The 12,507-nt window shown below is 60.5% G+C and carries 10 protein-coding genes; 6 read left to right on the forward strand and 4 right to left on the reverse strand.

Going from position 1 to position 12,507, the window contains the following annotated elements:
* Entirely contained in the window at positions 1 to 741 is a 741-nt protein-coding gene (locus tag VIM98_RS02615; protein ID WP_331991533.1) for a nuclear transport factor 2 family protein, read from the reverse strand.
* A gap of 833 nt (positions 742 to 1,574) precedes the next feature.
* Here VIM98_RS02615 and VIM98_RS02620 point away from each other — a divergent pair.
* Positions 1,575 to 1,904, forward strand: a complete 330-nt coding sequence (locus VIM98_RS02620) for a hypothetical protein (protein ID WP_331991534.1) — start codon at positions 1,575 to 1,577, stop codon at positions 1,902 to 1,904.
* Between the two features lie 115 nt (positions 1,905 to 2,019).
* Positions 2,020 to 3,279, forward strand: a complete 1,260-nt coding sequence (locus VIM98_RS02625) for an MFS transporter (RefSeq protein ID WP_331991535.1) — start codon at positions 2,020 to 2,022, stop codon at positions 3,277 to 3,279.
* A 285-nt stretch (positions 3,280 to 3,564) separates the two neighbouring features.
* Here VIM98_RS02625 and VIM98_RS02630 read toward each other — a convergent pair whose 3' ends face one another.
* On the reverse strand, positions 3,565 to 4,821 hold the full coding sequence (locus tag VIM98_RS02630; RefSeq protein ID WP_331991536.1) for an ectonucleotide pyrophosphatase/phosphodiesterase: 1,257 nt from the start codon (positions 4,819 to 4,821) through the stop codon (positions 3,565 to 3,567).
* Positions 4,822 to 4,873: 52 nt separating this feature from the next.
* On the opposite strand from VIM98_RS02630, the gene VIM98_RS02635 reads away from it, so the two are divergent.
* Complete coding sequence (locus VIM98_RS02635; protein ID WP_331991537.1) at positions 4,874 to 5,299, forward strand: hypothetical protein; 426 nt, start codon at positions 4,874 to 4,876, stop codon at positions 5,297 to 5,299.
* Between the two features lie 63 nt (positions 5,300 to 5,362).
* Here the strand turns inward: VIM98_RS02635 and VIM98_RS02640 are convergent, their stop codons facing one another.
* Positions 5,363 to 5,878, reverse strand: coding sequence for a methylated-DNA--[protein]-cysteine S-methyltransferase (locus tag VIM98_RS02640; RefSeq protein ID WP_331991538.1), 516 nt, complete (start codon positions 5,876 to 5,878; stop codon positions 5,363 to 5,365).
* On the reverse strand, positions 5,875 to 7,377 hold the full coding sequence (locus VIM98_RS02645; RefSeq protein WP_331991539.1) for a DNA-3-methyladenine glycosylase 2 family protein: 1,503 nt from the start codon (positions 7,375 to 7,377) through the stop codon (positions 5,875 to 5,877). Before VIM98_RS02645 ends, VIM98_RS02640 begins: the two co-directional genes overlap by 4 nt.
* 156 nt (positions 7,378 to 7,533) lie before the next feature.
* Between VIM98_RS02645 and hutU the strand changes: the two genes are divergently transcribed.
* The 3 genes from hutU to VIM98_RS02660 all read left to right on the forward strand — a co-directional run.
* Complete coding sequence (gene hutU / locus VIM98_RS02650; protein WP_331991540.1) at positions 7,534 to 9,204, forward strand: urocanate hydratase; 1,671 nt, start codon at positions 7,534 to 7,536, stop codon at positions 9,202 to 9,204.
* 209 nt (positions 9,205 to 9,413) lie between these two features.
* On the forward strand, positions 9,414 to 10,190 hold the full coding sequence (locus tag VIM98_RS02655; protein ID WP_331991541.1) for a TenA family transcriptional regulator: 777 nt from the start codon (positions 9,414 to 9,416) through the stop codon (positions 10,188 to 10,190).
* Positions 10,191 to 10,246: 56 nt separating this feature from the next.
* A partial coding sequence (locus VIM98_RS02660; protein WP_331991542.1) for a putative bifunctional diguanylate cyclase/phosphodiesterase occupies positions 10,247 to 12,507 on the forward strand: 2,261 nt, incomplete at its 3' end.

Below are 12,507 nucleotides of genomic sequence, written 5' to 3' on the forward strand. Positions count from 1 at the left end.
TCAGGAGTCGCGGCGCAGATGCAGATCGTTGAACTTGCGCCGTTCGATCAGCTCGATCACATGCCCGCTTGCATCACGACGGAATACCAGCAAGTTACGCTCGTCGTCGGTACTCATGAAAACGTCTTTGGCGACCGGGTCGAGCGGCACGAACGGGCGATCCGCGCGCGTGGTATAGCCCACTACGCCGTTCTTCACACTGAAGGTCCAGGCGCGATCAGGGCTATAACGGTACACGCCCGGATAATCCTCTGGCTTGAATCCGGCGACGTCCAGTTTCGGTGGCGGCGTGGGCAGCGTGACTTCCTGGAAACAGGCGAGTTTCCAGGCGTTGCCGCGCTTCACATAAGTCATCAGGTTGATGTAGCGCACTACCAGGTGCTGGCCGAATACCGTTTCCTGCTCATAGCTTTCGCTCTGCATCACAATAGTATCGCCGTAACGACGAAGCTTCGGCTGACGCACCTGGATGCTGCCGGAAAAACCGGTAGGGAGGGGGTGCAGCGAATCGACCATCTCCTGTTTATTCTGCATGCGGCCGAACTCGTCCACGATCATGGCATCGTCGGTCAGCGTGTTCTGCCATAGTACCTTGTTGCCGTCGCCGATCGCATCCATCAGCGCCTGAGTCGTCTTCACGATCTGCGTGCTTAATTCAGGCGGCACCTCGTCGCCCCATGCCGCTGGCACAAGCGCCAGACTCCCCAACAACACCGTTGCCGCCCAATGCCGCATGCCCATCGCGTCGTTCCCCGTTCAGGCTGAAGGTGACGGGAGTTTGTGCTTGGGACGACACATGCGCCTGTGCACGAAGTCATCATTCACCGTTAATTGTGCAGAAAAGTCTGATGCAGCGTTCCCTAAGCACATGGTGATTCACGCACTTCCTGGATAAGGTAGTTGCACAAAAGGAATAAATAAAAACCGATATGGATGGAGTGTCATGATGGATCGGACAGGCATCCTAATGACGACATGAAGATGCTCGTTAGTCTGATTGCACACGTTACATGGTGTGTTATCTTTTGTGGCTCGTGTCGGGCGATCGTCCCATTTACAAGAAGGCCATGGCGGGTGGATGAAGCCTATCGCAGGAGGACATCGGTGTTAGTCCTGTCATGTTAACGGCCATCAAGGGAATGTGTTTGAAGGCTTTGAAATGAAGAGGTGTAGCAGATGAGTGGGGCGGCTGCCGGTAGGTCCTCAGCCAGAAGAGGCGGTCGGTGGGAAGTGAATTAGATTTTCTTGCATCTAAGTTGTTGTTGGTTAATCACATGTATTTCGTGAATTGGTTATTTAAAATTTGCGATTTACGTAGTGCTGATGTTCGTCGTAACGAGTTCTTGGTGTGGCGATGGGTGCGATCCATGTAATGCGGCACTAAAATATAAGATGGTGCTTTATTGGATATCTGAAGCCGTCGGTGCATTGAGCAAGTCATGCGTTGTAAGGATTTGCCAAGGAGGGTGTGTGAGGAAGTTTTTGCTGGTCGGCGAAGCTGATTGTGCTCTTGTGGGTTACAAGGTACTGCGGCGCCTATTGACCTGTCAGTCAGGTAACGCTTGATGAGGTCGATGACAAAGGAAGGCACGTTCCGTTTCGTCATGGTTGGGATGCTGGCGATTTTTTTTGCGGGGCTGATGTTCAGTCCGTTGATGTCGATGACGCCAGCAGGTAGGCGCGTCATTAGGTTTGTTGAGAAAGATCAGATATTGGCGCTTAAAGTCGGGGAGATTGATAGCATCAAAATTAACCGGTTCGTATGGAGGAAGGAGTCGGGGGATGGCTATTACGTAAATGAGTATTCGGTTCACGTCAAAGGTTCGCTTGGCGAAGAGCGCGTTTTTCTCGCTGAGAAATGCCAGGAGGGGGGCGGCGATTGCGGTGAGCTGGCGATGAGGTAGTTCGTTCATTACCTGACGAAAGTCGCGTGTGTTTGCCGAGCTATGGCGATGGCCTATAAGTTCATTGTGGAATCGTTATCGATCCCATTTTGGATATCGCTTATGCTGCAGCGTCATGAATTCATTGCTTCGGCCCAATCGCTTGGTAGCCGGTGACCGTATACGTCACGGCACGCCGGCTTTTCGTGCGACCAACCTGGCTTTGTTTGCCGCCGGCCTCGCCACGTTCGGCCTGCTTTATTGCGTGCAGCCGCTGATGCCTGAATTTAGTCGGGATTTCCGTGTGGGTGCGGCGGTCAGCGCGCTATCGCTTTCTTTGACGACGGGCGTGCTGGCGGTCGCGATGCTGTTTGCTGGCGGTCTGTCCGATGCCTGGGGGCGCAAGTCGATGATGGTGGCGTCCTTGGTACTATCTGGTTTGCTGGTGCTGCTGTCGGCGTGTGCGAGCGATTGGCTCCAGCTGCTGTTGCTGCGCAGTTTGCTTGGCTTGAGTCTGAGCGGTTTACCGGCGGTGGCCATGACTTATCTCAGCGAAGAGATGCATCCCGATTCGGTCGGGTTGGGAATGGGGCTGTACATCAGCGGTAGTGCTATCGGTGGCATGGGTGGCCGGTTGCTTTCGGGTGTGCTGGCCGGCTGGTTCGGTTGGCGTGCGGGCATCGCGGCAGTCGGCTTGCTTGGCTTGATCTCCGCGCTGGTGTTCTGGCGCACCTTGCCACCATCCCGTTATTTTATCTCCGCTCCGCTCACCGCACGGATGTTGCTTGGACGTTTTGCTACGACGCTCCGCGATCCCGGTTTGCCTTGGTTGTTCGTGGAGGGCTTCGTACTGCTAGGCGCTTTTGTCGCAGTCTATAACTACCTTGGCTATCGTCTGCTCGCGCCGCCCTACAGCTTGAGTCAGGCCACGGTTGGGTTGATCTTCGGAGTTTATCTCGTCGGTACCTTCAGCTCGACCTGGATGGGGTATCTGGCCGGCAAGCTCGGCCGACGCAAGGTACTGTGGACGGCATTTGTGCTGATGCTTGGCGGTACCGCGTTAACTCTGGCCGATTCGCTTTGGTTGACGATAGGCGGTCTGACGATACTGACGTTCGGCTTTTTCGGCGGACATTCGATCGCCAGTAGCTGGGTCGGTCGCCGGGCGGGTTCGGCCAAGGCGCAAGCGTCGTCGCTTTATCTGTTCTGCTACTACATGGGTTCCAGCATTGCCGGTGCGGCTGGCGGTCTGTTCTATGCCGCGCGCGGCTGGCATGGTGTCGTGCTGTTTGTCGGTGCGTTGTTGTTGTTCGGTTTGCTGATTGCGGCAGGGCTGTATCGCCTTGCGCCATTGGTGGAACCATCGATAACTTCCGGTGAGCGCACGGTAGCCTGACGGGGGCGCGTTAAAAGCTCCGAGCCGACCCGGCCTTGGAGAGATCGAAGCCTAGGGAGCGACTTAGTCGCGACAAGCGCCCGCGGTAAGGCACGATTGTCGCGACTAAAGGGAATCTCCAAAAACTCCTTCCTATTCGTCATCCCGGTAGGCGCCGAGGCGACGATGAAAACGGAGGCTTTTCCAGTTCCCTAAAGTCGCTGCTACAGGGAGATCGGTTTTTTGATAGGAACTTTCTGAATCACCGTCCCGATCGTTTCGGGACGAGGCGTCGAAAATGCCGGCTTACTTGAGCATGCCTTTGACGTCGTCGTAGTTGCCGTCGTTGGCTGCCGCAGGAACGTCGAGCAAGTGCGCCATCAGCGGGTATACGTCCACATTGGAGAACTCCTTGACGCGTATGCCGGCCTTGAACGCCGGGCCATGTGCGACGAACAAGGCGCGCATGCGCGGATCGGCATTGTCATAGCCATGCTCGCCTATGCTGACTTTGCCATTGCGCTTGGCCAGCGAGTCGGTGGTAGCAATGCGCCAGCCCACATCGGCCAGGCATAGCAGTTGCGGGACGCGTGCATTGTGGCCGTAGGCCAGCCGCGCAGGCACGTGCGCCTTGTCCCAGCACTGCATATGCTGCTGCGGCTGTTCCAGCTGGGTCTCCACGGCGGCGAAGGCTTGCGTGTCATTCGGCTTTGGGTTGAAGCCGGCCAATACGCCCAGGCTCACCGTGTCGACCTTGTTCACGTCGAACAGCTTGTCCAGCAGTACGCTGTTTTCTTTCGGCACCGCTGCCATGCCGTGATCGGCAACGACGATGATGTTGATGCGATCGAGTAAACCACGGTGCTTCAGGCCCGCGACCAGTCGCGCCAGCGCGGCATCGGTTTCGGCGATGGCCTGGTTGACCTGCGGCGTATCCGGTCCGTACTCATGGCCTGCATGGTCGACTGCATCGAAGTAAAGAGTCAGAAAGGCCGGGCGTTCCGCAGCGGGCAAGTCGAGCCAGGCCAATACCTGATCGACCCGTTGCGAAGGTGTCACCTTACCGTCGTACGGTTTCCAGTAATCCGGATGATGCCCCTGGATCGGCGCTTCAGAGCCCGGCCAGAACATCGTGGCGCTTTTCATGCCGTGCTCGCGTACGGTCTCCCAGAGCGGCATGCCTTCATCCCACCAGCGGCGATCGCTGACCGCGTCACGGTTGCCCAGTGAGAAATGGCCCAACGCAGGGTCAGTCATGGTGTTATTGACGATCCCGTGATGGTCCGGTCGCAGGCCGGTGATCAGGGTGTAGTGGTTGGGGAAGGTCAGCGACGGAAACGACGGTTGCATCGCGTCGGCATGCACACCCTCTTGCGCGAGCATGGATAAAGTAGGGCTAAGGCCGCGATCGATGTAATCGGCACGATAACCATCGATGGAGATCAGCAGCAGCGGCATGGGGGCGGCATGCTCGGCCGGGGAGCGCACGGTCGAGGGGGTGACGGCACAACCTGTGCTGAATATCGTGGCGACCAGCAGTACCGTACAAAACAGGAATTTCATAGACAAGTCCGTAAAATCGACGCAGACAATCCCACCATGATCGCGTACTTGTATGACTATTACACGTCCGAGTTTCGTTGCTGCTCTGGGTCGTCATTTCTTGCGCCTGGCGATATGGGCCGTGCTGTTGGCTGCCGGGCCGGTTTTCGCGCAGGCAAAACCCAAGCCCGCGGCGCCACCGCCAGCGCCACATGTCTATCAACCGCCTGCTTCGGCGTACCAATACAAACAAGCGCAGCAACAGCAACAAACCACCGATCAACTGCAACGCGAGCAGCAGCGCCAGCAGCGGCAGCAGGCGATCCAGAACACGGCAAACCTGCCTAACGCCAACAACAAAGCGTTGTTGAACCAAACGAACGCGGCGCAGAGTGCCAATCAGGATCGCTCGCGCGCAGAGCAGCAGGATCTGATCGACCGTTATCGCAACGCGGTATCGCCACCTGTCAGCGAGCCGGCGCGCGCGAGTTCGCGTTAGCCATGGCGTTTGGGGGCTTGCCCCGGTTGCCGTCACCTGTCGCAGAGAAATTCAGGAGAGCGATTACTGCGATCGGATGGAAAACAGATCGCCGTTAGCTACGTGGTCTTCCATGGTCAGCAGCCAGCGTTTGGTCGGTAAGCCACCGCCGAAACCCGTGAGGCTGCCGTTGGCGCCTATCACGCGATGGCAGGGAAGCACGATCGGTATGGGGTTCCGGCCATTGGCGGCGCCTACTGCGCGCATCGCCGCGGGTTGGCCGATGCGTCGCGCCAGCTCGCCATAGCTGATTGTGGTTGCATATGGAATGTCGGCCAACGCCCGCCATACTTCGCATTGAAACGGTGTGCCTATGGGACGCAGTGGTAGGTCGAACGTCTGGCGCACGCCAGCGAAATACGCTTCCAACTGCTCGCGGGCAAAGGCGAGCGCCGCAGGTTCGAAAGCCCAGTCGGCCTGCATGGATTTTGGGTGCCGTTCGCGCGGAAACCAGATCTGGCGCAGGCATTGGCTGTCGGCAAACAATCGCAATGTGCCCACCGGGCTGGGCATGTCGTCGTAGTAAATGGTCTCGCTCATGCGCTTGCCTTTGTGGTGCGTGCAGCAGAGTCGCTTGCCGATCGCCATAGATGCATGACGGTATAAGCGCGCCATGGGCGCCATGCGTCCGCGCGCCCCAGCAGTGCCTTGGTGCTCAACGCATCGCCACCCTCGGCGGCGGCGCGGCGCAGGATCAAGTCTGCAGCGGGGAAGGCATCGGGATGGCTGAGTGCTCGCATGGCCATGTAATGCGCCGTCCATTCGCCGATCCCCGGCAGTGCCGTCCAGCGCTCCACAAATTCGTCGAGCGGCTGCTCGCTGCGAAAGTCCACGCGGCCATCGAGCATGGCGCGCGCCACACCGCGGATCGCATCGGCGCGGGCGCGGGTCAACCCGAGCATGCCCAGATCGGCGTCGGCGAGGCGTTCCGGGCCAGGAAACAGGCGCTCCAGTGTCGGCGCGCCAGGGACGCTGACCGGCGTGCCATAACGATGCACGATACGTGTCGCCAAAGTTCGCGCCGCAGCCACCGAAACCTGTTGCCCGAGGATTGCGCGCACGGCGATCTCGAAACCATCCCAGCCGCCGGGCAGGCGTTGTCCAGGATGACGACGCAATAGCGGTTTGAGCAAGCGGTCGCTGCGCAACACCCGGTCGATGGACTGTGGGTCCGCATCGAGATCGAACATGCGGCGCAGCCGGCTCACAATCGGTAGCATCTGCTGCGGTTGGGGACAATGCAGGCGCAATTGCAAAGCGGTTTCGCTACCGGGCCATGCGCTCAAGTGCAGCCACCCGGGTGCGTCGGCGTTGCCGAACACGCGCCAGTAACTTTGATCGTCCACCTGTTCCACACCCGGGAGGGCGCGATTGCGCAGGAAGGCAAGCAATGCGGCGAAGTCGTAGGGTGGGCGGTAGCCAAGCCGGAGCGTCCATGCTTCGCCGGGTGCTGCAAGTGGGCGACGGCGCAATTCGCGCGGTGACATGCAGTTGGCTTGGGCGAAAGCGCTATTGAAGCGGCGCAGACTGCCGAATCCCGATGCCATAGCCACGTCGACGATCGGCATGGCCGTCTCGGTGAGCAGTTGCTTGGCGAACAACAGGCGGCGCGTAGTGTGCACGTGGATCGGAGGTGCCCCGAGTTTGTCCACGAACAGCCGACGTAGCTGGCGTGAGCCGACACCTACGCGTTGGGCGAGTGCCTCCAGCGACAAATCGTCGAGCGCGCCGTTTTCGATCAATTTCAAGGCGCGCGCGACGATGTGATCGCCATGCCGCGAACTATCGTTACCCGGCGACAGTTCGGGGCGGCAACGCAGGCAGGGGCGGAAACCAGCCGCTTCGGCCGCAGCCGCTGTGGCGTAGTAGCGTACGTTCTGCGGCTTGGGCGACGGTGCGGGGCACACCGGCCGGCAATAGATGCCGGTGCTGGTGACGGCGGTGAAGAACAGGCCGTCGAAGCGCATGTCGCGACTTGCCCTGGCCTGGTCGCAGATCCGGCGATCGGGTAGCGTGCTGCTTGTGTGGAGGATATCCATAGATAGCAGCCTAGCACCGGCGCAGGGCGCGCACTGGCCGTTTTCGGACATGAATACCATCTGCCCGACGCTGATTTTGCGCACTGCACATGGCGGCCTCGGGCGGGGGTGTTCATAATCGAAGGCCCATCCTGCAAGTTTGAGAGTTTTCTCGTTATGAACGCTCCCACCCGAATCGACACCGCTCGCGTCGTCCGTGCACCGCGTGGCGCTACGCTCACCTGCAAGAGCTGGCTAAGCGAAGCGCCGTACCGCATGCTGCAGAACAATCTCGATCCGGAAGTGGCGGAGAATCCCGCCGAACTGGTGGTCTATGGCGGCATCGGCCGCGCTGCGCGCAACTGGGAGTGCTTCGATGCGATCCTGCGTGCCTTGCGCGAGCTTGACGATGATCAGACGCTGCTTGTCCAGTCCGGCAAGCCCGTCGGCGTGTTCCCGACACACCCCGATGCGCCGCGTGTGCTGATCGCCAATTCCAATCTTGTGCCAGCGTGGGCTAATTGGGAGCATTTCAACGAGCTCGATCGCAAGGGCCTGATGATGTATGGCCAGATGACTGCCGGTTCGTGGATCTACATCGGCTCGCAAGGCATCGTGCAGGGCACTTATGAGACATTCGTCGAGATGGGGCGTCAGCACTATGCCGGCAGCTTGAAGGGGCGTTGGGTGCTGACCGCCGGACTCGGCGGTATGGGCGGAGCGCAACCGCTGGCTGCGAGCCTCGCCGGTGCCAGTTCGTTGACCATCGAGTGCCAGCAGAGCCGCATCGATTTCCGGCTCAAGACGCGTTATGTCGATGAGCAGGCCGCCGATCTGGACGATGCATTGGCGCGTATCGCGCGCTACACCGCGGAAGGCCGTGCCGTATCCGTGGCGCTTTTGGGTAATGCGGCCGACGTGTTGCCGGAACTCGTGCGGCGCGGTGTGCGCCCGGATGCAGTCACCGATCAGACCAGCGCACACGACCCAGTCAACGGTTATCTGCCTGTTGGATGGACAGTCGATCAATGGTTCGAGCGCCGCAAGAGCGACCCGACAGGTACTGCCAAGGCTGCCAAGCACTCCATGCGCCAGCACGTCGAAGCAATGCTCGCCTTCCACTTACAAGGCGTGCCGACCTTCGATTATGGTAACAATATCCGTCAGATGGCCAAGGATGAGGGCTGCGCCGACGCGTTTGCCTTTCCTGGCTTCGTTCCGGCGTTTGTGCGCCCACTCTTTTGCCGCGGCATCGGGCCGTTCCGCTGGGTAGCGCTCTCCGGCGACCCGGAAGATATCTACAAGACGGACCAGAAGGTAAAGGAGCTGATTAAGGACGACCCGCATCTGCACAACTGGCTGGACATGGCGCGCGAACGCATCAGCTTCCAGGGGTTGCCGGCGCGAATCTGCTGGGTCGGCCTGGGACAGCGGCACAAGCTGGGCCTGGCGTTCAACGAGATGGTTCGCGAGGGTGAGCTCAAGGCGCCAGTGGTGATCGGGCGCGACCATCTCGATTCCGGTTCGGTCGCCAGCCCCAATCGAGAGACTGAGGCCATGCGCGACGGTAGCGATGCGGTCAGCGATTGGCCGCTGCTCAACGCCATGCTCAACACCGCTGGCGGCGCGACCTGGGTCAGTCTCCATCACGGCGGCGGCGTCGGCATGGGCTATTCCCAGCACTCGGGCGTGGTGATCGTCTGCGACGGCAGCGAGGCAGCTGACCGGCGCATCGCGCGTGTGCTGTGGAACGACCCGGCAACCGGGGTCATGCGCCACGCCGATGCCGGTTACGACGCGGCTATCCAGTGCGCCAAAGAACAGGGACTCAAACTGCCCATGCTTTGATTGGCGCCTCGCGCGGGCGCCGCCATGAGCGGATCCCGCGCGGCGAGCCAGACCGAACTCATCTATCTGCCTTCGTTGTCGGGTAAGGGTCAAACGAATTCCGACGCCGCCTTGTGGCGCCGGATTACGACAGCCATAGGATCTCCCGTGGCTGGAAACCCGGCAGAGGCCAACTGGCCCCTGCCTTTGACTCTGAAGGAGAATGAAGTATGAACGTTCGCTTTGAGCGCACTGGCCACTTGATGGACTTGTCCAGCTACCCGCAATGGGCGCAGGACATGGTTCTGGAAAGCGAAGAGGCCAAGCAGGGGGTGATCGGCCACGAGATCTGGCCGGCCATGTGCGAGGGCAAACTCGGCCGCGTCGGCACCCGGCATTTCATGGTCGGTGTCTGGCCGGTTATCGAGCGGTTCCCGGGCTACATGGCTCTGAACCTGCTCAAGACCCGCTTCGGTCGCAGCCCCGGGGACAACATGGCCCGCCGCTGGCTGGTACGGAACATTCGTGTGGAGCAGAATCACGCCGAGCACTGGCTCAACTGGGCCGAAGGCGCAGGGGTCTCCCGTGAGGAGGTTCTGCATGGACAAGCACCGCATGGAACCGAGGCGCTTGCAAATTGGTGTGAGGAAATCAGCAGTCACGGCCCCTTGGCTGCAGGTATGGTGGCGACCAACTATGCCGTGGAGGGGGCTACGGGCGAATGGTCACAACTTGTATACGCCAGCGCCGCTTATACGGACAGCATGCCGGCGGAGTCCCGGACCAAGAGCCTGCGCTGGCTGCAGTTGCATGCCGCCTACGACGATACCCATCCCTGGGAAGCGCTTGAAATTGTCTGTACGCTGGTAGGCGCCTCCCCGTCTTCGGCCGAGGTGGCCTATCTTGGGGAGTGTGTACGGCGCAGTTATGTAAGTATGCGCATTACGCTAGACAGGTGTATGGATGTGCATCGCGATCCGTGGGCGGTTAGCGAAGCGGCCGCCTGAGCGAGGCGGGCGATACGCATCGGTTCGTGATGTGAAGACAATGGAAAAAGGACGCGATGCGTAACGTCCAAGACGAAGTACAAAAACCGTTGTCACGACGCCTGATGCCGCTGGTCTATGTGCTGGCGTGCATCATGGCGCTAGTGCTTGCCCTGACCTGGGGAGCACTGCAGGTCCAGGTCACTCTCGCCGGTTTCCTAAACGGCGAGAGTATTTGGTCGAAGGCGCAGAAGCAGTCGGTGATCGACCTGGACAACTATGCCGTCGAGGGCAGTCCTGCCTCGCTTGAAAGTTTCAGGCGAAACTATGATGTGCTGAAAGCCGACCGCTGGGCTCGCGATGCCATCTTCAGTGGCAGGTTCGATCATCAGCAGGTTACGAACGCATTCCTGCGTGGCAGCGTCATCCCCGAGGCCATTCCGGGCATGATCTTCATGTTCCAGTACGTGTCCGATGCTCCTTACATGAAGGAGGCGTTGCAGGCATGGCGTTCGGTGGACCGGCCGCTGGAAGAGCTGGAAACCATAGCCAACGAACTGGAGCGCAGCTATGCCAAAGGCGCTCTGCCGCCCGAGGAAGTGGCGCGCCAGCGTAGCCGTATCAATGACCTGAGCATGTTCATCGAGCCGCGTGCGAACCGCTTCTCGTTGGAAATTGCGCACGGTGCGGCCTGGCTGGGCCGGGTGCTGTTCATCAGCGTGATGGCTGCCGCGTGCCTGGCGCTCTTGCTCTGGCTGCGCATGGCCAAACGCGTTTTGGCCAATATCCGGGGTACCGAGGAACGCTACCGGTTGTTGTTCGACAGCGCCGCCGATGCCATTGTCATGGTCGACGAGCACAGCGGGCGCATCCTGGACGTCAATCGGACAGCCTCGGTGTGGACCGGTCGCGCCATGTCGGACCTCATCGGCAGCAGCTTCGCCGACCTTTTCATGCCGGGCAGTGCGCGCCTGGTCGGAGCGTCGGTGATCAGCACCCTGCGCGGCGGCGACGGCCGCGACCGTCCGGTGGAAACGCAGAGCAGCCTGGCGACCTGGGGAGAGCGCTCCGTACGCCAGGCGATCATTCGCGACATTTCCGAGCGCATGGCGATGGAGCAGGAGCGTCGCATCGCCTCCGAGGCCCTGGCCAGCGTGGTCGAGGGCGTGATCATTGCCGACGCAAAGCGCGTGGTCATCACCGTGAACGCGGCGCATTCGCGCATTACCGGTTATTCCGCGCAGGCGATGCACAATAAGCCGTTCGACGCCACGCGCTGCTTGCCCAACGGGCAACCGCTGCCGGAAACCATCTGGAAAGACATCGAGGGGGGTGGCAGCTGGGTCGGTGAGGTGCAAAGCCGTCGCCGTGACGGCAGCACGTACCCCGAATGGCTGAGTATCAGTGCGATCCGGGATACCGACGGACAGGTACAGCACTACGTAGCGGTGTTTACCGACATCACCGCTACCAAGGCAGATCGGCAACGGCTGGAATACCTGGCTACACACGACCCCCTCACTGGCCTGGCCAACCGCGACGAATTCCAACGCCATTGCGCCCGCGCGATCGATGTGGCTACCCGTCAGCATGGCGCGGCAGTGGTGTTGTTCGTCGACCTGGATGCGTTCAAGGTCGTCAATGACAGCTATAGCCATGCCATTGGCGATCATCTGCTGGTCAAGGTGGCCGAACGCATCCGCGCGGAGTTGGGCGAGGGCGACGTGGCCGGTCGCATCGGTGGCGACGAGTTCACCGTGCTGCTGACCGGCCTGCGCACCCGCGAAGAAGCTGCGCCTTTCGCCAATCGCCTGTTGGCGCGTCTGTCCGAGCCGCTGCAGGTAGTCGATTACGAGATCGTGCTCAGCGCGAGTATCGGTATTGCCGGCTATCCGCTGGATGGCAGCAACCCGATTACCCTCATTACCCATGCCGACGCGGCGATGTACGCAGCCAAGACGGAAGAGCGTAACGCGTATCGTTTCTACACGCCGCTGATGCTTGCCGATGCACGCAAGCGGTTGCTGCTAGGGGCGGATTTGCGTCTGGCGCTGGCGCGCGGCGAATTCTATCTGGTCTACCAGCCGAGCGTAGATCTGCGTACCGGCCGCATCATCGGGGCCGAGGCCTTGTTGCGCTGGCGCCATCCGGATCGCGGCGACCTGATGCCGGACGAGTTCATTCCGCTCGCCGAGAGCCTCGGGTTGATCCGGCGCATCGACGTGTGGGTGATGCAGGCGGTATGCAATCAGATTCGTGCGTGGGAACAGCAGCGCCTGCCGCCGATCCGCATTGCGTTCAACGTTTCGGCGGGTTCGTTCGGGCATGCGTCTTTCGC

The sequence above is a fragment of the Dyella sp. genome (assembly GCF_036568765.1).
Lineage (GTDB): Bacteria > Pseudomonadota > Gammaproteobacteria > Xanthomonadales > Rhodanobacteraceae > GSA-30.